Source organism: Dinoroseobacter sp. PD6 (assembly GCF_028807315.1).
Lineage (GTDB): Bacteria > Pseudomonadota > Alphaproteobacteria > Rhodobacterales > Rhodobacteraceae > Dinoroseobacter > Dinoroseobacter shibae.
Window position 1 is genome coordinate 142,851 of record NZ_JARAMN010000005.1, and the last position, 20,428, is coordinate 163,278.

The following is a 20,428-nucleotide window of genomic DNA, read 5'->3' on the forward strand; positions in this document are numbered from 1 at the left end:
GCCCCGTGCCAAATCGCGACCGTCCCCTGCTTGCCGTTCTGATCGACGCCGACAACGTGCCCGCCAAATTCGCCGAAGCGATCCTGAAAGAGGTCGCCTCGATCGGCGAGCCTGCCTTGCGCCGGGTCTATGGCGACTGGTCCAGCGGGCGTTTGCGCAACTGGGCGGACAAGGTCCTGAGCCTGGGGCTGGTGGCCCATCAGGACACTGCCAATACCACGGGCAAGAATGCCTCTGACATCGGGTTGGTGATCGACGCCATGGATATCCTGCACGGCGGGCGGTTCGACGGCTTCGTTCTGGTCAGCTCCGACAGTGATTTCACCAGCCTCGCCAACCGGCTGCGCGAAGATGGCAAGGAGGTGATCGGCATCGGCGAGAAGAAAGCCCCCGAAAGCCTGCGCAATGTCTGCAACCGGTTCATCTTCATCGAAAATATCGTGCAGGCCGGGCCGGATGCGGCCGGGTCTGGCAAGGCCGCCCCGCAGGAGCAGATCACCGACGCGGTGCCGCTGATCCTGAACGCGATGGATGAGATCAACCAGGACGACGAATGGTATCCGCTGGGTCAGCTCGGCCAGTATATCGTCGCCGTGAACCCCGATTTCGACACGCGCAGTTACGGTCACCGCAAACTCAGCAGCCTGATCGGAGAGCTCAAGCGCTTCGAGACCAAGAAGGTGGGCAACCAGTTGATGGTCCGGCGGCTCGACTAGACAGGGCCGGTGGCGTAACGCGCCAGAAACATTTCCACCGCGCCGGTCAGAACACGCTCAACGTCCCTGGGGGACGGCGGTGGCGGCACGCGCATCAAGAGACGCATCTGCAGGTCCGCGCGGCACAGTTCGACGAACTGGTCGGCGGCCAATTCCGGATCTTCGATGCGCAGCTCGCCGCGCGCCTGGGCTTCGGCGAAATAGTCGCAAAGCGCGGCCTGGGTCGCCATCGGACCTGCCTCGAAGAACGCTTGGGCCAGTTCGGGAAATCGCTCGCCCTCGGCGATGCAGAGACGGAATATCCCCAACCCGACCACCGACAGGCTGAACCCGATGATGGTTTGCCCGGCTTGTGTCAGCACCTGTGCGGGCGGTGCGGTCCGGTCGATATCGGTCATCGCCCGGTCGGTCAGAGTCGCGATCTCGGCCCGCGCGATTTCGAGAAAAAGTAGCCGTTTGTCCGAAAAATAGCTGTAAACCGTGGCTTTCGAGACCCCTGCGGCGCGGGCGATGTCGTCCACGCTGGCCCCGTCGAACCCGTCGCGCAGAAACACGTGCCGTGCGCCAGAGAGCACTTCATCGTATTTCCGGCCCCGTTTGACGGGTGATGTCAGGTTCATCCGGCGCGTCCCATGCTTTGCACTGATCCTATCGCGGAGACCCGCCTCGGCTCAAGCAGGTGGTTGCATTCCTTGGGGACATGCCTAACTTAGAATCGTTCTAAATTTGAGGCCTCGTCATGCTCCCGCTTTTGTCCCGCAAAAGGTTCTCCGACCTGACCGAAGAGGAAATCCTCGCCCTCGCCATTTCCTCGGAAGAGGATGACGCGCGGATCTATCGCTCTTATGCGCAACGTCTGGGCACGGAGTTCCCCGACACCGCGGCCGTCTTCCTCGGCATGGCGGACGAGGAAGACACCCATCGCGCCCGCCTGATCGAGCTCTTTCGCCAGCGCTTCGGCGAGACCATTCCGCTGATCCGGCGCGAGCATGTGGCGGGATTCTATGCCCGCCGCCCTGTCTGGCTGACGGAAAACCTCGGTCTGGAGCGGATCCGCGAGGAAGCCGCGATCATGGAGCGCGACGCAGGCGCGTTTTACCACGCCGCCGCGCAGCGCTCACAGGATGCAGGGACGCGCAAACTGCTCGGCTGGCTCGCCGCGGCGGAGGATGCCCATGCCCGCAAGGCGGAGACCCTGACCGGCAAGGTCAGTTCCGAGGCCGCGGAGCAGGAAGAGGCAGTCGCGAAACGCCAATTCGTCCTGACCTGGGTACAGCCCGGCCTCGCGGGGCTGATGGACGGGTCGGTCTCTACGCTTGCCCCGATCTTTGCCGCCGCCTTCGCAACCGGAGACACCTGGTCGACTTTCCTCGTCGGGCTTGCTGCCAGCGTCGGCGCCGGGATCTCCATGGGATTCACCGAGGCGGCTTCGGATGACGGGGCCTTGTCGGGACGCGGTGCGCCGTGGAAAAGGGGGTTGGCCTCCGGGGTGATGACCACACTGGGCGGCTTGGGTCACGCCCTGCCCTATCTCATCCCGGATTTCTGGACCGCAACGACCATCGCCGTGATCGTGGTGTTCTTCGAGCTTTGGGCGATTGCCTGGATTCAGAAAACCTATATGGAAACGCCGTTCTTCCGCGCGGCTCTCCAGGTCGTGGTGGGCGGTGCGCTCGTGTTGGCCGCCGGTATTCTGATCGGGTCGGGTTGAGTGCCGCCTAGGCCAGCGCGGCGAGTTGGCTTTCGAGGCGGAGTTCCCTGGGGACTTCGCCGGGCGGTGTGTCGGGGAAGGCTTCAAACCACAGGGGCATCACACTGGGTCGGGTGTTGATCCCTGCCCAGATGTCCAGCGCAGAGCCCATGTCGATTGCGATCCCACCCTGTGCGCGCACCTGTTCGCAGTAGGCTTTGCCCCAGATCCCGGCGCCGATAAGAAAAACATCCCCGGGACGGACATCCGTCAGACTTCTGGAGACTGTCTCCATGCTTTGCCACCAGTGTTCCGGCGTGACGCCCAGGGTTTTCTCGCGGCCGAAATGTTCGAGAACCGGGAAGAAAAGGGTGGGGCCGGTCCGGGCCGTCATGATCTTTCGCGCAACGGACCTGCGGCATGAAATAAGCCCGATCCGAGGTGCCTTGAGAACGAGGCGCGCAAGATAGCCGCTTGCGAGAAGGTCGTAATGGACCCACGCGCTGGAAACGGGGCGCGCGTTGGACACCCCGAGCCTTTCGAGGGCGAACACCATGTGGGCCAGTCGCAAGGCGGATTGATAATCGTGTTTCTTTTCGGCAGGTTCGTGACCCTCGGTGGACCGCTTGTACCGCAACAGAAAAGCGTCCTTGGGCGCTTTGAAATCGTCGGCGGTCAGGGATAGGTAAAGTACCTCCGCGCGCAGGCCGAGGATGCTGGCATGGCCGACAGCTCGGTCGAGATGTTCGCCCAAGGCATCGGCTCTTGGCTGATCGTATGCGGGTCCGAAAGCCTGGAGGATGGAGGGGCGCAGGGGATCGCGCGGCCCTCCTTGCCGGGCCAGCGCCATGCCTTCGCCATCGCCGATCCGAACAAAGGAGAACGGCAACCTTTCATCGAGGGCATGGGAAAGGCGCTTTTCCACCTCGGGCCCGGTCAGAGCGTCCGAGAGTTCGATCGGAAGGGCCATCGCGCCCTCTCCTTGTACCGGATTACTCGAACCCGGACGCTAGGCCGCGGTTACGTTGCGGTCAATTGCGCGTTACCCCACCCCTGATTGCAAGCCCTGAGCCGTGGCCTGCCGTCCACGCACGCGCCGCATTCCATACAGCGTTGCGCTTGCCCCTTGGCCCCGACCCGGGCTTCTGTAAGGTGACGCCATGGTGGCGATTTTTCTTCAGACCCTGCCGTTCTTTGCCATCATCGCGTTGGGCTATGGGGCGGGACGGACCAATTTCTTCTCGCCGGAGGCGACGGCCTATCTGACCAAGTTCGTGTTCTATTTCGCGCTCTCGGCGATGCTGTTCCGGTTTGCGGCGAACCTCACGTTGTCGGACATTCTCGATTGGCAGTTCGTCTGGGCCTATCTCTGGGCCACGGGCGTGATCTATCTGCTCGCCACGGCGGTGGCGCTGATCCGCAAGCTCAATGTCTCTGAGGCCGCGGTGGAGGCGCAATGCGCGGTGATCGGCAATGTGGGCTTTCTTGGCATTCCGATGCTGGTGCTGCTTTTGGGCGAGGCGGCAGTGGGGCCGGTGATGCTGGTGCTGACCGTGGATCTGATCGTGTTCGGCAGCCTGATCGTGATCCTGATCACGGGATCGCGGGACGGGCGGGTCTCTCTCGGTGTGCTGCAATCGGTGGGGCTCGGCCTGCTGAAGAACCCGATGATCGTGTCGATCTCGCTTGGCCTGGCCTGGTCGGCATTGCGCCTGCCGATCCCCGGGCCGATGAACGCGTTTCTCGACATCATCGGGTCGGCCGCCACGCCCGGGGCGCTGTTCGCGATCGGCGCATCGCTGGCCACGAAATCCGCCGAGAGGCTGGAGGTCGCGGGTTGGCTGTCTTTCTGCAAGCTGGTGCTACATCCGGCGGCGGTTGCCCTGGCCGCGCTGGTGATCTTCCCGGTAGAGGATGCCTATGCCGCCGGGGTGATGATTGCCGCTGCTGCCCTTCCCACCGCCGGGAATGTCTATATCCTGGCCCAGCATTACGGGGTCGCGCCAGCCCGGGTGTCGGCGACGATCCTCGTGTCCACGGCCCTGAGCATCCTGACCCTGTCGGCGGTGATTGCCTGGGTGGGGCCTATGGGCTGATGGCGCTCTATATCGACGCGGATGCCTGCCCGGTGAAGGTCGAGGCGGAAAGGGTTGCCACCCGGCACGGGGTGAAGATGTTCGTGGTCTCCAATGGGGGGTTGCGCCCGTCGCAGAACCCGCTGGTCGAGATGGTCTTCGTGCCGGACGGGCCGGACCTTGCGGATATGTGGATCGCCGAGCGTGCGGGGCCTGGCGATGTGGTGGTGACCGGCGACATTCCCTTGGCCGCGAAATGCGTGGAGGCCGGGGCAGAGGTGCTCAAGCATAATGGCGAGCGCCTGACCCGGGCCAATATCGGCAATGTGCTGGCGACCCGGGATCTGATGTCCGATCTGCGGGCGGCTGACCCGTTTCGGCAGGGCGGTGGACGCGCCTTTTCCAAGGCCGACCGCTCGCGGTTTCTCGATGCGCTGGAGCGCGCGATCCGCGCAGCGAAGACTGCTGGATGAGGGCAGTGGACCTCTTGCGTCACGGAGCGTGCGCGCCTCGGGCGCTACGCGCGTTGACCACCAGGCTATAAGGTCCTTGAGGAAAAGGCGTCAGGCGGGCAGCGGGCTCGCGGGCCGTTCCTTGATTGGCAAATGGACGAGCGCCGAGAACAGCCCGACGCCGACACCAACCCACCAGACCAGCGTATAGTCGCCGTAAAGGTCATGGAGCCTGCCGCCCAGCCAGACGCCCATGAAGCTACCGATCTGGTGGCTCAGGAACACGACCCCGTAAAGCGTGCCCATGTATCTGACCCCGTAGAGATGGGCGACCAGCCCGGAGGTCAGCGGCACCGTGGCAAGCCACAGCGCGCCCATGCCGAGGGAGAACAGGATCACGGTTTCGGGCGTGATGGGCACCATGATGAAGGCCGCAGCCACAAGGGTGCGCGCAAGGTAGATGCCCGCCAATAGGGATTTCTTGCGGTACCGCTTGCCCGCCCAGCCCGCCGCGAGAACGCCCGCGATATTGGCGACACCGATCAGCGAGATAGCGATGGCGCCAAGGGCCGAGGTCGTGGTGATCCCAAGCCCGGCAAGCATGCCGCCGGGGGAGATCGGCCCGCAAAGCTCGGTCACGAAGGCCGGGAAATGCGCGGTGATGAAGCCGAGCTGATAGCCGCATGAAAAGAATCCAAGAAAGATCAGGGTGAAATTCGGGTCCTTCAAGGCGCGGGCGACGGCAGGGCCCATGGGTTCGGACAGGGTCGGCGTCGCGCCGGGTCTCGCCTTCAAGGCCGGCAGGACCAACAGCGTCGAGAGCACCGCGAGCGCGAAGATCACGAACACCGCTTGCAGCGATACGATGCTTAGGAGCGCCTCGGCCACGGGGGGGCCGAAGATCTGCCCGCCGGAGCCCGCCGCGGTCGCGATGGCGAGCGCCATGGACCGATTCTCGTCCGAGCTTGCCCGCCCGACGATAGCCAGGATCAGCCCCATCCCGGTCCCCGCGATGCCGAAGCCTACAAGCATCTCCAGCAGGTTGTGCTGCATCGGTGTGGTCGCCACCGCGCTCAGCAGGAGCCCGACAGTGTAAAGCGCGATGCCCAGCATGATGGCCTTGCGGTCGGTGAACCGTTCGGCGATGGCGCCGAAGAGCGGGGCGCCGATCCCCCAGGCGAGGTTCTGGATTGCGATGGCGAGCGAAAACTCCGCCCGCAGCCAGCCGAACTCCTCTTGGATCGGGATCTGGAACACTCCGAAGGCGGACCGGATCGCGAAGCTCACGAGGATGATGACGCACCCGGCCAGAAGGACCGGGGTGACGAGGGGGGCGCGGTGTTCCATGGCGCCACGTTGCGCCGAGGATGCGGCGCGGGCAAATCAATAATTCTGGCCCTTCGCATCAGGATCGCTTAACCGTCAGCCCACGCCAAAGGCCCCGAGAGAGACAGATGACCGACCTGATCGCGCGCTACCATGCCCTTGTCGCGGACGGAGAGATCACCGCCGACGCCGCACAAGTGGCCGCGCTGCACGTGCTCGAAGAGGTCGGCGCGGCCTTGGCAGCTCCTGTGCCCAAACGCTCCTTTCTGAAACGCTTTGCCAAGCCGCAGGCGCCTGAGGGCAAGCGCGGGGCGTATCTCTGGGGCGGGGTGGGGCGCGGCAAATCCATGCTGATGGACTTGTTCTTTGCGGCGGCCCCGATAGCCGAAAAACGCCGGGTGCATTTCCATGCGTTCATGCAGGAAATGCATGCCGCCCTGCATGCCGCCCGCCAGACCGGGGTCGAGGATGCTTTGGCGCCGGTGGCCGCGGATGTGGCGCGGACCACGCGGCTGTTGTGTTTCGACGAGATGCAGATCACCGACATCACCGATGCCATGCTGGTGGGGCGTCTGTTCGATCTGCTCTTTGCGGATGGGGTGGTGATCGTGACCACGTCGAACCGGGTACCCGATGACCTTTACAAGAACGGGCTGAACCGCGACCTGTTCCTGCCATTTATCGAGACGATCAAGGAGCGGCTTATCGTTCACGAGCTGGTTTCGGAGACCGACTACCGGCAGAACCGTCTCACCGGCGCGCAGCGCTATTTCGCGCTGAGGGGCGCGGAGGCGCGGGAAAAGCTGGACGCGATCTGGGAGGATCTGACCGGCGGCGAGAACCACCCCCTGACCCTGACCGTGAAGGGGCGCGCGGTGGAGATCCCGCGCTATCACAACGGGGTTGCGCGGATGCGGTTCTGGGAGCTGTGCGGTCAGCCGCTGGGCGCCGGGGACTACCTTGCGCTGGCGGGTGCGGTGCGGGTGTTGATGATCGACGACATTCCACAGCTTGGCCGGTCGAACTTCAACGAGGCCAAGCGCTTCGTCACCCTGATCGATGCGCTCTACGAGGCGAAGGTGCAATTGATCTGCTCGGCCGCGGCTGCGCCGGAGATGCTCTACATCGAGGGCGAAGGCACGTTCGAATTCGAGCGTACGGCGTCGCGTCTTCGTGAGATGCAGGATGCCGACTGGGGTCGCACGGACTGAGCTGGACGGGGCCGGGGGGCTGCGCCGTGCACTGCGCCCGGCCCCGTCCGGCGTGTCAGATCGCGTCGAGCATTGCCTCGCCGCCGGAGGTCTCGCAAACGCCCGGGTTTTCCTCGGCATGGAGCACTTTGACCACACCGTCCTCGGCATAGAGCGCATAGCGCTTGGAGCGGGCATGAAGCCCCGCTGGCGGGGCGTCGAAATCCATGCCGATCGCCTTGGTAAACTCGCTGCCGGGATCGCCCAGCATGGTGATGCCCGCATCTGCGGCCCCGGTCGCCTCGCCCCAGGCCTTCATGACGAAGGGATCGTTGACCGACACACAGATGATCTCGTCCACGCCCTTTGCGGCGAACGCGTCCTTGGTGCGCACGAAGCTCGGCACATGGGCCGAGTGGCAGGTCGGGGTATAGGCCCCCGGCACCGCGAACAGGATCACCTTGCGCCCTGCCGTCAGGCTCGACACCGACACGGTTTCCGGTCCATCAGCGCCCAGCTTGATCAGATCGGCCTCGGGTAGTTTGTCACCCACTTGCATCGCTTGTCTCCCTCCGCGTTGCGTTTCTTCACGTCCGCCATATAGCCTTGTACAACCCGGACACCAGAGCGAAAACGGAACTCCCCATGTCCCACATTGTTGTCATCGGCGCCGGGCAGGCAGGCGCGTCCCTCGTCGCGAAGCTGCGGGTGCTGGGCCATAAGGGTGCGGTCACCCTGGTCGGAGAAGAGCCCGTGCCGCCTTATCAGCGCCCGCCGCTCTCCAAGGGGTATCTTCTGGGGGATATGGCGGAGGAGCGGCTCTATCTGCGGCCTGCGCGGTACTACGCAGAAAACGACATAACCCTGAAGCTGGGCACGCCGGTGAGTGCCGTCGATACCGGGGCGCGCGAGGTGTTTCTGGGGGATGAGAGGTTGTCCTACGACCAGCTGGCCTTCACCACCGGGTCTGTGCCACGGCGGTTGCCCGCCTCCATCGGCGGGACGCTGGACGGCGTGTTCACGGTACGCACCTTGGCGGATGTGGACGCGATGGCGCCGCAGATGAGCGCGGGCAAACATGTGTTGATCGTGGGGGGCGGTTATATCGGGCTGGAGGCCGCGGCAGTGGCGTCCAAGCTTGGCCTTCGGGTCACGCTGGTGGAGATGGCCGACCGGATCCTCCAGCGGGTAGCGGCGCCCGAGACCTCTGCGTTCTTCCGCAAGCTCCACGCGGATCATGGTGTCGATCTGCGCGAGGGCGTGGGGCTCGACAGGCTCACAGGAGAGGGCGCAGTGACGGGCGCGCGGCTCAGCGACGGGAGCGAATTGGCGCTGGATCTGGTGATCGTGGGCGTCGGGATCGCACCTGCCACGGATCTGGCCGCGGCGGCGGGCGTCGCCCTCGACAACGGGATCGCCGTGGACGCCCTAGGCCGGACATCGGCACCCGGGGTCTGGGCCGCTGGCGACTGTGCCTCTCTGCCCCATCGCGGGGCGCGCATCCGGCTGGAATCGGTGCAGAACGCCATCGACCAGGCCGAAGCGGTGGCGGCCAACATGCTGGGGGCAGAGACGCCCTATGTTCCGAAGCCGTGGTTCTGGTCGGATCAGTACGATGTGAAGTTGCAGATTGCCGGATTGAACACGGGCTATGACCGGGTGGTTGTACGCGATGACGCTGGTGCGATCTCGCATTGGTATTACGCGGGTAACACCCTGCTGGCGGTGGATGCGATGAACGCGCCGCGGGCCTACATGGTCGGCAAGCGGTTGATCGAGGGGGGCAAGAGCCCGGACGCGACGCTGGTCGCAGACCCGGCGACCGAGCTCAAGGATCTGATGCGGGCATGAGGATCATCGCCGGTCGGTTCGGAGGGCGCAAGCTTGCGAGCCTGGGCAAGGGCGATGCGGCGGCACATCTGCGCCCGACACCGGACCGGGTGCGCGAGGCGCTGTTTTCATCCCTGACATCGGGCGCGTACGGCGACCCGATCACCGGCGCCCGGGTGCTGGACCTGTTCGCTGGCACCGGAGCGCTCGGGCTGGAGGCGCTGTCGCGCGGCGCGGCTCATGTCACCTTCGTGGAAACGGGCCGCGTGGCCCAGCGGCTGCTGGCCGACAACATCCGAAGCCTCGGAGTGGCCGCAGAGACCCGCGTGCGGCGCAGCGATGCCTGCAAGCTCGGCCCGCCGGAAGTGGCGCCGTTCGATCTCGTGTTTCTCGACCCGCCTTACGGTCAGGGGCTCGGCGTGCGCGCGCTTGCGCAGCGGGACTGGATCGCACCGGGGGCCTTGATTGTCTGGGAAGAGGATGCGCCCCAAGACCCGCCGCCGGGTTTTGATCTACGCGACCAGCGGCGCTATGGTGGCACCCATGTGACCGTGTTGGAGGCACGCGATGTCTGACAGTTCCGTTTTCGACGCGCGCGTAGCCGTTTCCGAGAAGGCGGTGCGCCAAGTCCCGCGACCGCCACGGCCCGGGCCCGTTCTGATCGGCGATTGCCTGAGCAGTTATGGCGGGCGCCCCGTTCTGCTGCGGCTTTGGGAAGACTGGGCGGCTGGGGACCGGGAGTGAACCGAGGGCAGGCTTGATCATGGCGGAGCAGGGGCCAGCCCCGTGCTCCCCAGGGATACTTCCGGACCTAACCCTGTAATGCAGGCCCTGCACGATCGGGCCTGCGGAATACGCGCGTGGCTTAGTTGAGCGGTTGGTTGTCGGAACGGGTCACTTGCACAGCCGCGCGCGCATCGGCGACGAGCCCTGCACCATCAAGCCCCTTGTCGGTCATCTCGGCGATCCAGGTTTCGGTTACGGCCTCGCCGAGAGTGACGATCTCGGCGGTCAACTCCTCGGACATGGTGGCGATCTCGTTGCCGGCATCGGCCATGGCCTGCTTACCTTCGGCGTCTCCGGTGTCATGGGCGCGCCCAGCCCAGGCCGAGGCGGCGAAACCGGAATTGGCGTCGATCACGGCCTTCAGGTCGTCGGGCAGGCTGTCATACTTCGCCTTGTTCATCGCCCAGAGGAAGAAAAGGTTGTAGAGGCTCTTGTCGCCCGCCACGTCTGTGTGGCTGTCGGTCAGCTCATCGAGCTTGAGGGAGGGCGACATTTCCCATGTGATCACGCCTCCGTCGACCACGCCGCGGGACAACGCCTCGGGGAATGCGGGCACGGCCATGCCGACCGGGGTCGCGCCCATCTCGCGCAGCAGCAGGGTCGCTGGACGAGACGGTCCGCGCAGCTTCAGGCCCTCGAAATCGCTCAGTTCCGCAATCGCGGGGCCTTTCTTGTGCACGAGGCCACGCCCGTGCATGTGGGCGGCGATCACTTTCACGTCGGCGAAATCGTCCATCAGGTGCTTCTGGGTATAGACCCAGGCCGCCTTGGAGGCGTCCTCCCCCGTCTTGGTCGTCATGAAGGGCAGTTCCAATGCCTCGGCCTCGGGGAAGCGGCCGGGCTGGTAGCCGGGGATCACCCAACCGCCATCCACCGCGCCATCGCGGATCAGGTCGTACATGTTCGGGGCTTTGCCGCCGAGTTGCATGAACGGGTAGAGTTCCACCTTGATCCGACCGTTGCTGTCGGCCTCGATCTTCCGCGCCCATGGTTCCATGAAATAGGTGGGATTCGCGCTGAGAGGCGAGACGAAGTGCTGGAAGCGGAGCGTGACCTCCTGCGCAAGGCTGGGCAGGGATGTGGCCGACACGGCCAGCATGGTCAGAGCCGCGGTCTTTGAGAGGAAGGTCATCGCAGGGGCCTCCTGGATCGGTTAAGAACAGGTCGGTGCTGACATACGCGCTGCACTGACGTTCAGCTAGGTGTAAAACGCCCCTGTTGCAACTGGCTCGCAAGCACGGGCCGTGGCACGACATCGCAACCAATTGGCCATGTTGTCAAAAGCTCGGGGAAACTGTCTGAGCCGGTACGAGATCTATGTCGCGCGTTTGGAGGATTCGCTTGCCATGAGCGGTGGTGGTGTCCCGGGTGACCGTCGGAGGCGAGACTTGCCAGCGGTCGGACCCGTTGGCGCCTCAATCACGGGTTGTCGCCTTCCAAAAGGCTGCCGTCTGCCCTCGAACCGAAATCTGCGGTCGAAAACAGCGTAAACCGAAAAGGCGCGGTCGAATAGGGTGCAGGAAGCCTCGCGATTTTTCTGAGGAGCACCCGCCTCGAAATACCTGCCTTTTCTCGGATGTGATCGCGTCCTTGAGTCTTGCTGCCCTGGGAAGCGCACCGATGGATGGACGTTTGATCAGTCGGGCGCGGACTGCGCCCGAAAAGGTCTCGGTTGCCTGGACTTTGTTTCAGGTCTGTGTGGGCGAAATGCCCGGTTCTGAGAGGATCCGTGCCGAACTCCAACGCCTCGGCTTCCCCGCCGATCCCAAAAACAGGGTCATTTTCGAGCAGGCCGGATAGCGAAGTTTGGTAGGTGGAAGACCCTGGCGGCATCGTGATGATTGCGGCGTAAAAGGGTCTTTGGGAGTTATGAATGCCCGGTGCCGCGGTGACCTTCTCATCGACGCCAAGCATGAACACTCCAGCACGGCAAGCCCCGCGGTCCTACTCACGGGTTTGCGCAAACCTGCGGAGCGCTGGCGATCAAGCTTTGTAGGTCGGGTGGAACAGGCCGCCCGGGGACAGGGTGAAGATCTCGCACCCGTCGGCGGTCACCCCGATGGAATGCTCGAACTGCGCGCTGAGGCTCTTGTCGCGCGTCACGGCGGTCCAGTCATCGGCGAGCACCTTGGTCTCGGGCCGACCGAGGTTGACCATGGGCTCGATGGTGAAGAACATGCCCTCTTCAAGGACAGGGCCCGTCCCCTTGCGTCCGTAATGCAGGACATTCGGCGGCGCATGGAACACCCGGCCCAGCCCGTGGCCGCAGAAATCGCGCACGACGGACATCCGGTGGCTTTCCACGAAGGTCTGGATCGCGTTGCCGATGTCACCGAAGGTATTGCCGGGGCGCACGGCCTTGATCCCCTCCATCAGCGCGTCATGGGTGACCTCGATCAGACGCTCGGCGCGGCGGTTCAACTTGCCGGCCACGTACATGCGCGAGGTATCCCCGAACCAGCCATCCACGATCACTGTCACGTCGATGTTCAGGATGTCGCCATCCTTGAGCTTCTTCTCTCCGGGGATGCCGTGGCAGACCACGTGGTTGATCGAGATGCACGAGCCGTGCTGATACCCCTTGTAGCCGATGGTGGCCGAGGTTGCGCCGGCGGCCTCCACCTGCTCTGTGATGATCCGGTCGAGCTCTCCGGTGGTCACGCCGGGCACCACATGCGGCGCTATATCGTCGAGGATCTGTGCGGCCAGTTTCCCCGCGGTATGCATGCCTGCGAAATCCGCGCGCTCATAGAGGCGGATACCATCCTTGGTCAGGGTCGTGCGCGGCTGTTCGTTCACTGAAGTCTCCATCACCCGGTAAGATAAGGGCTTTCGCAGCGGGCTTCTAGTCCTCGTTCTGCGGCGCTTGCGCCGCCGGATCGACCGGTAATGCCTGGCCCAGCGTTACACCGCCCGTGTCGATAAGCGTGCCGTAGCACAGCATCTCGACCCCAGTCGCGCGGGCCGCGTCGAAAGCGCGCGCATAGCTTGGGTCCAGGTCCGGCGCCAGGCGTAGCCGTGTGCAATCCGTGCGCTGCACGAGGTAGAGCATCACCGCTCGGTGACCGGCTTCGACCATGCGGGCAAGCTCGGCAAGATGCTTGGCGCCGCGGGTGGTCACACTGTCGGGAAACTCGGCCCAATCCTCTGCGCGGCGCAGATGGACGTTCTTGACCTCCACATAGGTGTCCGGAAGACCCGGCTCGGTCGCAAGGAAATCCACGCGCGAGTTGGTGCCGTATTTCACCTCCGCCCGGATGGTGCCGTAGGCGGCCAACTCGGTGATCGCGCGCGCCGCCAGCGCCTCGCCCACCACCTTGTTGGGCACCGAGGTGTCGATCCCCGCCATGTGCCCGTCTGCCAGTTCCACCAGCCGCCAACCATAGCGCAGTTTCTTCTTCGGATCGTCGTTCGACTCCAGCCAGATCCGCTGCCCTGCATCCTTCAGGCCCAGCATGGCGCCGGGATTGGGGCAATGGGCGCGGACCTCTTCGCCGGTGTCCTCCAACACTGCGTCACTGAGAAAGCGGTTGTATCGCCGGACCAGCCGGGCGGGCACAAGAGGGGTTTGAAAGCGCATGGCGCGGACCTATACCCGGTCAAAGGGCAGGGCAAGGGACGTAAGGCCATGGCAACACCGACAGCAGCGATGATCGTCATCGGCGACGAAATCCTGTCCGGGCGCACCCAGGACAAGAACATGCATCATCTGGCCGGGGAGCTGACGGCCAAGGGCATCCCGCTGACCGAGGCGCGGGTGATCTCGGACGAGGCCGCGACCATCACCGCCACCGTGCGGGAGCTGAGCAGGCAATACACCCATGTGTTCACGTCCGGCGGGATCGGGCCGACCCATGACGATATCACCGCCGACGCGGTGGCAGCCGCCTTCGATGCGCCCATAGACGTGCGCGAGGATGCCCGTGCGCTGCTGGCCGCGCATTATACCAAATCCGGGACCGAGCTGAACGCGGCGCGGTTGCGGATGGCGCGTATCCCCGAGGGCGCGACCCTGATCGACAACCCGGTCAGTGCTGCGCCCGGCTTCACCCTGGGCAATGTGCACGTGATGGCCGGGGTGCCGTCGGTCTTCCGCGCCATGGTCGCCTCGATCCTGCCCACGCTGACAGGCGGCGCGCCGGTCCTGTCCGAAAGCCTGCGCGTGATCCGTCCCGAGGGCGAGATTGCAGGGCCACTTGGCGCGCTCGCGGCGGAGTTCCCCGACCTCTCCTTCGGGTCGTACCCGTTTATCAAGGATGGCGTCTTCGGCGCGAATGTTGTGGTGCGCGGGACGGATGCGTCCGCGCTTGCCAAGGCGGTCGCGGCGCTGCGGGTGACCTTTCCGGATGCTGCATGAGCGGGATCTGGGACGCGATTGACGCCACTTGGGCGGCACCCCGGCTGCATCGGGTGGGCCCCTTCACCCTGCGCGAAGGGCAGGGCGGGGGCCAGCGGGTCTCGGCCGCCACCACCGACCAGGTGCCCAAGCCCGCCGAGATCGCCGCCGCGGCCCAGGCCATGCGCGCACTCGGCCAGCGCCCGCTCTTCATGGTGCGCGGCGCGCAGCGCGCGTTCGATGCGGCGCTGGAGGCCGCGGGATACGAGGTCAACGACCCGGTCATCGTGATGGAGGCCCCCATCGACACCGTGGCCCGGGACGGCCCGCCCCCGGTCAGCGCCTTTCCCATCTGGCCCCCGCTGCAGATCATGCAGGAGATCTGGGCTGAGGGCGGCATCGGTCCCGAGCGTCTGGCGATCATGGCCGGGTCCTGCGATCCGAAAACCGCGATCCTGGGGCGCGTGAAGGACCGTGCGGCGGGCTGCGCCTTCGTGGCCATTCATGCCGGCATCGCCGTGATGCATGCGGTGGAGGTTTCCCCCGCCCTCCGTCGCATGGGCACCGCCCGCAACATGGCGCGCGGGGGCGCGGATTGGGCACGCCGCCACGGTGCCACCCGTTTTGCCATCCTGACCGTGGCCGACAACGCCGCCTCGCAAGGTGTCTTCACTTCCCTCGGGATGGTCCCTGTGGAACACTACCACTATCGCCGAGACCCCAACTGGACGGAGACGCCGTGACCGATACACCTGACCTTGTGACCGCGCTGAACCTGCCGCAGGTGGATCCGTTGCCCCCCGAGACCGCCAAGTATTTCGCGATCTGCGAAGAGAAGCTTGGTCTCGTGCCCAATGTCCTGCGCGCCTATGCCTTCGATATCGACAAGCTCAACACTTTCGCCGCGCTCTATAACGACCTGATGCTGGCGGAGTCGGGCCTGACCAAGCTGGAGCGTGAACTGATCGCGGTCGTCGTCTCGTCGGTCAACCGCTGCTATTACTGCCAGGTGGCCCACGGCGCGGCGGTGCGGGAGCTGTCGGGAAACCCCGAACTGGGCGAGCAGATGGTGATGAACTACCGCGTCGCCGACCTGTCGCCCCGGACCATGGCGATGCTCGACTATGCCGTGGCCCTGACCGAGGCCAGCGCCAAGGTGACCGAGACGGACCGTGCCCGGCTCCGGGAGCATGGGTTCACCGATCGGGACATCTGGGACATCTCTGCCGTAACCGGGTTTTTCAACATGACCAATCGCCTGGCCTCCGGCGTCGAGATGCGCCCGAACCCGGAATACCACGGGGCCCATCGGTGAAGCTCTGGGCCGGGCTCGCCCTGGCCTGGCTTGCCGGAAGCGCCCATGCGCTGGAGCTGGCCTTGCCGGATGGCGCGATGCAGGCCCATGACGCCAGCGTCCCGGCGGCCCGCTACGCCTTGCCCACGGGTCCGGCCAAGGCGGGCACCGTTCCGTTGCGGCAGGTCGAGGGCACGCTGCGCCACCGGGTCTGGCACCTGTCGCCGCCTCAAACGCTCGCTGTTTTGTTGGCGAGCCTTCGCGCGCAGTTGGATGAGGCCGGGTACGAAGTGCTGCTGGATTGTACGGCGCGTGGTTGTGGAGGCTACGACTTCCGCTTCGCGGTGGAGGATGTCGGCCCGCCGCAGATGATGGTCGATCTCGGGCGCTACGGCTACCTGAGCGCGCGGAATAGTGGCACCGGCCATTACGCAGTGATCCTGGTCAGCGAAACTCGAAGCCTGGGCTATGTGCAACTGACCGAGATCACCCCGACGGAGATCGCGCTCGATCTGGACACGACCGCGAAAGTACAAGTCCCGGGGGCCGCCCTGGCCCGGTCCGGAGACATCGCGCGCCCGCTGGCCGACCTGCTTCTGTCCCAGGGTCGCGTGGTGTTGGAGGATCTGCGTTTTGCCACGGGCAATGCCACGCTGGAAAACGGGCAATACCCGTCCCTGACCGCGCTGGCAGGGTTTCTGACCGAAAACCCGGATCTGGTGATCGCCCTGGTCGGCCATACCGATGCCGAGGGCTCCATTGATGCGAATTTGGCCCTGTCCATGCGGAGGGCCGAGGCTGTGCGCAACCGGTTGGTAGCGGACTACGGCGTCGCGTCGGAGCGATTGCGGGCCGAAGGGGTCGGTTACCTCGCCCCGCGCGCCACCAATCGGACCGAGGAAGGGCGGCGCGCCAACCGGCGGGTCGAGGCGGTGCTGACCCAACCCTGAGCCGCGCTCAGGCCGACATCGCCTGTTTTTCAGCCGAGAATTCGCGCACCAGGAAGTCGATGAAGGCTCGGACCTTGGGCTGGGTGAACCGGCCCGGCGGATAGACCGCATAGATGCCCAGATCGTCATAGGGCAGGTCGGGCAGCACCTCGACCACATCGCCACGACCCAAGGCGTCTTCGAACAGGAAACTCGGAAGATATGCGATCCCCAGCCCGGTTTTGGCCGCGTTCAGCAGGGATTGCCCGTCATTGACCGTCAACCATCCCCCGGTCCGCACCTGCCGTTTTTCGCCGGATGGTGCCGTGATCTTCCACAGGTTCCCCGATGACTGGTTCGAGTAATGCAACAGCTTGTGATCGCTCAGATCGTCGATCCGCTTGGGATGTCCGAATTTCTCAAGATAGCTGGGTGCCGCGATCATCCGCTTCGACGTGGTGGCCAGCTTGCGCGCGCGCAAGGTGCTGTCCTCCAGATCGCCCACCCGCAGGGCGAGGTCGAAGCCTTCAGAGATCAGCTCCACGTAGCGGTTGTTCAGCATCATGTTGATCTGAATTTCGGGAAACTGGTGCAAGAACCCGGCGAGGACCGGCGACAGGTGCTTCACTCCGAAATCCGTGGCAACCGAGATCCGCAGAAGACCGTTGGGTTCCGATTGCATGGCATTGACCATGGCATCCGCCTCGCCCGCGTCGTTCAGAACACGCCGGGCCCGGTCGTAATAGGCCAGCCCGATTTCCGTGGGGCTGACGCGCCGGGTGGTCCGGTTGAGAAGCCGCGCACCGAGGCGGGCCTCCAGAGAGGAGACATGCTTCGACACGGCGGATTTCGAGATCCCCATCTTGCGCGCCGCGTCCGTGAACCCGCCTTGGTCCACCACCGTGGCGAAGGCTTCCATTTCCGTAAGTCGATCCATTTCACTATCCTGACACCTGGCAACACACTGGTCAGGTATCAGCGACAATTCAGGCAGGATTGGGCCAAACAGCGGACATTATCGGGAAAGCAAAGGGGTTTTGTTCGCCGGTTCAAAGTAATCCGGCGAACAGAAGATCAACGGGTCAGGCTGCGTCAGCCCGAATCTGACCCTTCTCTACCTCTTCGATGATCGCTGCGACGAAGGCGTCGAGATCATCGGGATTTCGCGATGTGATCAGCCCGCGGTCGCGCGCCACGGGCACATCCACCACCTGTGCCCCGGCATTGGCCAGATCCGTGCGCAAGGAGGGCCAGGAGGTCACCTCGCGCCCGGCCACCAGCCCCGCCTCGATCAGCAGCCAGGGCGCGTGGCAAATCGCGGCAACGGGCCGGTCCCGGTCGCGGAACGCCTGGATCAGGGCAATAGCCGCCGGGTCAAGGCGCAGGATGTCCGGGTTGATCTGCCCGCCGGGCAGCACCAGCGCGTCATATTGGGTGGAGTCCGCGTCCTCGATCCGCAGGTCGACCTCGGCCATCCGGCCCCAGCCGTCGCCGTCCCACCCCTTGATTCCGTTGCCGTCGGGGCTGGCCACATGGACCTGTGCCCCGGCATCGCGCAGCTTGTCCCGGGGCACCTCCAGTTCCGATTGCTCGAAGCCGTGGGTGGCGATGATGAGAATGCGTGCCTTGGTGATTTCGGTCATGTCGGTCTCCCGTCTCGTGTCCATTCATATTGTCAACGAGCCGGGAGAGGCCCCTGTTCCATTCAGAGTGCTGCCGCCAGCCTCGCGCCCTGGTCGATGGCCCGTTTCGCATCGAGTTCGGAGGCCACATCCGCGCCGCCGATCACGTGGACTGGAACACCGCGCGCGCTCAGTGCATCGGCGAGGCTGCGTTCAGGCACCTGCCCGGCGCAGAGCACGATGGTGTCCACCTCCAGGGTCTCCGGGGTTCCGTCCCGCAGGATGCGCAGTCCCTCCGGACCGATCCCTTCGTACTGCACCCCGCCGAGCATCCTGACACCCTTCATCTGCAAACTGGCGCGGTGGATCCAGCCCGTGGTCTTGCCCAGTCGCTTGCCGAGTTTCTCTGCCTTGCGTTGCAGCAGGGTGATCTGTCGGGGGCTCGGAATGGGTTGCGGCCCCTCGGCGGCGAGGCCGCCGCGAATGTCCTCGGGGTCCGCGACGCCCCACTCCCGGCGCCAAAGCTCGGGAACCTCGGTCGGGCTCTCGCCTTTATGGGCCAGGTATTCCGCCACGTCGAAGCCGATGCCCCCGGCGCCGACGATCGCCACTCGGTCCCCGACCGGTGCCTTGCGGCGCAACACGTCGATATAGGACAGCACGTTGGGGGCGTCCTGCCCGGGGATGCCAGGGTCACGGGGCAGCACACCCGTGGCGACGATCACCTCGTCGAACCCCGCGACGGTCTCGGGTGTGGCGTCGGTGTTCAGGCGCAACGCAATGCCGCGCTCGGCCACCATGGTCTCGTACCAGTCCACGAGGCCGTGGAATTCCTCCTTGCCGGGGATCTGGCGCGCCATGTTGAGCTGTCCGCCGATCCGGTCCGCCCGGTCAAAAAGCGTGACCGCATGGCCCCGCTCCGCCGCGACCAGGGCCGCCGACAGCCCGCCGGGACCGGCGCCCACCACGGCGATCCGGCGCGGGGTCTCGGTCGGTTCATAGCGCAGCTCGGTCTCGTGGCAGGCGCGCGGGTTCACCAGGCAGGAACTGAGCTTGCCGGAAAACGTATGATCGAGGCACGCCTGGTTGCAGGCGATGCAGGGCGCGATGGTCGCCGCGCGCCCGGCGGCGGCCTTGGCCACGAAATCCGGATCCGCGAGGAAGGGTCGCGCCATCGACACCATGTCGGCGCAACCCTCGGCAAGTACCTCTTCCGCGATTTCCGGCGTGTTGATTCGATTCGAGGTGATCACGGGGATGCCGACCTCGCCCATCAGCTTGCGCGTCACCCAGGCAAACGCCTTGCGCGGCACCGAAGTGGCGATGGTCGGGATCCGCGCCTCGTGCCAGCCGATCCCGGTGTTCAGGATCGACGCGCCCGCGCCCTCAATCGCGTGGGCAAGTTGCACCACCTCATCCCAGGTGGACCCGTTCGGGATCAGGTCGATCATGCTCAGCCGGTAGATCACGATGAAATCGTCGCCCACCGCCGCGCGTACCCTCCGGACGACCTCCACCGGCAGGCGCATCCGGTTCTCGTAAGGCCCGCCCCAACGGTCCTCGCGTCGGTTGGTGTGGGTGACGAGAAACTGATTGAGGAAATATCCCTCCGATCCCATCACCTCCACCCCGTCATAGCCGGCCTCGCGCGCCCGGGCGGCCGCAGTGACGATATCGGCGATCTGCTTTTCGATGCCAGCCTCGTCCAGTTCGCGTGGTGCGAAGGGCGATATCGGGGATTTCACCGCCGAGGGCGCAACGCAATTGGGGCTGTAGGCATATCGCCCCGCATGCAGGATCTGCATGGCGATCTTGCCGTCCGCGTCATGAACCCGGTCCGTCACCACCCGATGATTGGCGATGTCCTCCGGCGTATAGAGCCCCGCGGCACCCGGAAACACGCCGCCTTCCGGGTTCGGTGCCATGCCGCCAGTGACCATCAGCGCCGCGCCGCCCCGCGCCCGGGCGGCATAGAACTCGGCCACCCGGTTCCAATCCCGCGTCTCTTCCAACCCGGTATGCATGGACCCCATCAACACCCGGTTGCGCAGGGTCGTATGGCCGAGCTCCAACGGGCGCAGCAGGTTCGGATAGGCGGTCATGGCGTGTCTCCGGTGGCGTGGGCTTTGGCGCGCAGACTGCCGCCGCCCGCGCGGCTTGTCATCCGCTACGCTGCGTCAGT

Annotated in this window: 23 protein-coding genes; 12 read left to right on the forward strand and 11 right to left on the reverse strand. The window is 65.1% G+C overall.

Features of this window, described 5'->3' with window-relative positions; all coding sequences use genetic code 11:
* Window positions 1-5: 5 nt before the first annotated feature.
* Window positions 6-716 (forward strand): NYN domain-containing protein, encoded by a 711-nt coding sequence (locus tag PVW48_RS10805; RefSeq protein WP_012176787.1) that lies wholly within the window; start codon window positions 6-8, stop codon window positions 714-716.
* Here the strand turns inward: PVW48_RS10805 and PVW48_RS10810 are convergent.
* Window positions 713-1,336: a TetR/AcrR family transcriptional regulator gene (locus tag PVW48_RS10810; RefSeq protein ID WP_012176788.1), complete on the reverse strand. Its 624-nt coding sequence runs from the start codon at window positions 1,334-1,336 to the stop codon at window positions 713-715. The two genes, PVW48_RS10805 and PVW48_RS10810, sit on opposite strands and share 4 nt — an antisense overlap.
* Before the next feature lie 119 nt (window positions 1,337-1,455).
* On the opposite strand from PVW48_RS10810, the gene mbfA reads away from it, so the two are divergent.
* The gene (gene mbfA, locus PVW48_RS10815; RefSeq protein WP_012176789.1) at window positions 1,456-2,427 is read left to right on the forward strand and encodes an iron exporter MbfA; all 972 of its coding nucleotides are present in this window, start codon (window positions 1,456-1,458) and stop codon (window positions 2,425-2,427) included.
* 7 nt (window positions 2,428-2,434) lie between these two features.
* Here mbfA and PVW48_RS10820 read toward each other — a convergent pair whose 3' ends face one another.
* Entirely contained in the window at window positions 2,435-3,256 is an 822-nt protein-coding gene (locus tag PVW48_RS10820) for a GT-D fold domain-containing protein (RefSeq protein ID WP_274581340.1), read from the reverse strand.
* A 310-nt stretch (window positions 3,257-3,566) separates the two neighbouring features.
* Here PVW48_RS10820 and PVW48_RS10825 point away from each other — a divergent pair, with 310 nt between their 5' ends.
* Window positions 3,567-4,502 carry an AEC family transporter gene (locus tag PVW48_RS10825; protein WP_012176791.1) on the forward strand — a complete coding sequence of 312 codons (936 nt, stop codon included), beginning with the start codon at window positions 3,567-3,569 and terminating at the stop codon, window positions 4,500-4,502.
* The gene (locus PVW48_RS10830; RefSeq protein ID WP_274581341.1) at window positions 4,502-4,954 is read left to right on the forward strand and encodes a YaiI/YqxD family protein; all 453 of its coding nucleotides are present in this window, start codon (window positions 4,502-4,504) and stop codon (window positions 4,952-4,954) included. The genes PVW48_RS10825 and PVW48_RS10830 overlap by 1 nt, the downstream gene beginning before the upstream one ends.
* Window positions 4,955-5,044: 90 nt before the next feature.
* On the opposite strand, the gene PVW48_RS10835 is transcribed toward PVW48_RS10830, so the two are convergent.
* Complete coding sequence (locus tag PVW48_RS10835; RefSeq protein WP_274581342.1) at window positions 5,045-6,280, reverse strand: MFS transporter; 1,236 nt, start codon at window positions 6,278-6,280, stop codon at window positions 5,045-5,047.
* Window positions 6,281-6,387: 107 nt separating this feature from the next.
* On the opposite strand from PVW48_RS10835, the gene zapE reads away from it, so the two are divergent.
* Entirely contained in the window at window positions 6,388-7,470 is a 1,083-nt protein-coding gene (gene zapE / locus PVW48_RS10840; protein WP_044027567.1) for a cell division protein ZapE, read from the forward strand.
* 55 nt (window positions 7,471-7,525) lie between these two features.
* Here zapE and PVW48_RS10845 read toward each other — a convergent pair whose 3' ends face one another.
* Window positions 7,526-8,008, reverse strand: a complete 483-nt coding sequence (locus tag PVW48_RS10845) for a peroxiredoxin (protein ID WP_012176795.1) — start codon at window positions 8,006-8,008, stop codon at window positions 7,526-7,528.
* 86 nt (window positions 8,009-8,094) lie between these two features.
* On the opposite strand from PVW48_RS10845, the gene PVW48_RS10850 reads away from it, so the two are divergent.
* The 3 genes from PVW48_RS10850 to PVW48_RS10860 are packed head-to-tail and all read left to right on the forward strand — an operon-like array spanning window position 8,095 to window position 10,023.
* Window positions 8,095-9,300 (forward strand): NAD(P)/FAD-dependent oxidoreductase, encoded by a 1,206-nt coding sequence (locus PVW48_RS10850; RefSeq protein ID WP_274581343.1) that lies wholly within the window; start codon window positions 8,095-8,097, stop codon window positions 9,298-9,300.
* Window positions 9,297-9,854 carry a 16S rRNA (guanine(966)-N(2))-methyltransferase RsmD gene (gene rsmD, locus PVW48_RS10855; RefSeq protein WP_274581344.1) on the forward strand — a complete coding sequence of 186 codons (558 nt, stop codon included), beginning with the start codon at window positions 9,297-9,299 and terminating at the stop codon, window positions 9,852-9,854. Before PVW48_RS10850 ends, rsmD begins: the two co-directional genes overlap by 4 nt.
* Window positions 9,847-10,023, forward strand: coding sequence for a hypothetical protein (locus tag PVW48_RS10860; protein WP_274581345.1), 177 nt, complete (start codon window positions 9,847-9,849; stop codon window positions 10,021-10,023). Before rsmD ends, PVW48_RS10860 begins: the two co-directional genes overlap by 8 nt.
* Window positions 10,024-10,144: 121 nt before the next feature.
* On the opposite strand, the gene PVW48_RS10865 is transcribed toward PVW48_RS10860, so the two are convergent.
* From PVW48_RS10865 to sfsA, 4 genes are all read right to left on the reverse strand, one after another.
* Window positions 10,145-11,197, reverse strand: coding sequence for a TRAP transporter substrate-binding protein (locus PVW48_RS10865; RefSeq protein ID WP_012176798.1), 1,053 nt, complete (start codon window positions 11,195-11,197; stop codon window positions 10,145-10,147).
* A 287-nt stretch (window positions 11,198-11,484) separates the two neighbouring features.
* On the reverse strand, window positions 11,485-11,979 hold the full coding sequence (locus PVW48_RS10870; protein ID WP_274581346.1) for a hypothetical protein: 495 nt from the start codon (window positions 11,977-11,979) through the stop codon (window positions 11,485-11,487).
* A gap of 69 nt (window positions 11,980-12,048) precedes the next feature.
* Window positions 12,049-12,864, reverse strand: a complete 816-nt coding sequence (gene map / locus PVW48_RS10875) for a type I methionyl aminopeptidase (RefSeq protein WP_012176799.1) — start codon at window positions 12,862-12,864, stop codon at window positions 12,049-12,051.
* A 46-nt stretch (window positions 12,865-12,910) separates the two neighbouring features.
* Window positions 12,911-13,645, reverse strand: coding sequence for a DNA/RNA nuclease SfsA (gene sfsA, locus PVW48_RS10880; protein ID WP_274581347.1), 735 nt, complete (start codon window positions 13,643-13,645; stop codon window positions 12,911-12,913).
* 48 nt (window positions 13,646-13,693) lie between these two features.
* Between sfsA and PVW48_RS10885 the strand changes: the two genes are divergently transcribed.
* The 4 genes from PVW48_RS10885 to PVW48_RS10900 are packed head-to-tail and all read left to right on the forward strand — an operon-like array spanning window position 13,694 to window position 16,645.
* Window positions 13,694-14,422, forward strand: a complete 729-nt coding sequence (locus tag PVW48_RS10885) for a competence/damage-inducible protein A (protein WP_274581348.1) — start codon at window positions 13,694-13,696, stop codon at window positions 14,420-14,422.
* Window positions 14,419-15,144: a GNAT family N-acetyltransferase gene (locus PVW48_RS10890; RefSeq protein ID WP_274581349.1), complete on the forward strand. Its 726-nt coding sequence runs from the start codon at window positions 14,419-14,421 to the stop codon at window positions 15,142-15,144. Before PVW48_RS10885 ends, PVW48_RS10890 begins: the two co-directional genes overlap by 4 nt.
* Complete coding sequence (locus PVW48_RS10895) at window positions 15,141-15,716, forward strand: peroxidase-related enzyme (RefSeq protein ID WP_274581350.1); 576 nt, start codon at window positions 15,141-15,143, stop codon at window positions 15,714-15,716. The genes PVW48_RS10890 and PVW48_RS10895 overlap by 4 nt, the downstream gene beginning before the upstream one ends.
* Window positions 15,713-16,645 carry an OmpA family protein gene (locus PVW48_RS10900; protein ID WP_274581351.1) on the forward strand — a complete coding sequence of 311 codons (933 nt, stop codon included), beginning with the start codon at window positions 15,713-15,715 and terminating at the stop codon, window positions 16,643-16,645. Before PVW48_RS10895 ends, PVW48_RS10900 begins: the two co-directional genes overlap by 4 nt.
* Window positions 16,646-16,652: 7 nt before the next feature.
* Here PVW48_RS10900 and PVW48_RS10905 read toward each other — a convergent pair whose 3' ends face one another.
* From PVW48_RS10905 to PVW48_RS10915, 3 genes are all read right to left on the reverse strand, one after another.
* Entirely contained in the window at window positions 16,653-17,561 is a 909-nt protein-coding gene (locus PVW48_RS10905; RefSeq protein ID WP_274581352.1) for a LysR family transcriptional regulator, read from the reverse strand.
* 145 nt (window positions 17,562-17,706) lie between these two features.
* Window positions 17,707-18,291 carry a type 1 glutamine amidotransferase domain-containing protein gene (locus PVW48_RS10910; protein WP_274581353.1) on the reverse strand — a complete coding sequence of 195 codons (585 nt, stop codon included), beginning with the start codon at window positions 18,289-18,291 and terminating at the stop codon, window positions 17,707-17,709.
* Between the two features lie 38 nt (window positions 18,292-18,329).
* Window positions 18,330-20,348: an oxidoreductase gene (locus PVW48_RS10915; RefSeq protein ID WP_274581354.1), complete on the reverse strand. Its 2,019-nt coding sequence runs from the start codon at window positions 20,346-20,348 to the stop codon at window positions 18,330-18,332.
* Between the last annotated feature and the right edge of the window lie 80 nt (window positions 20,349-20,428).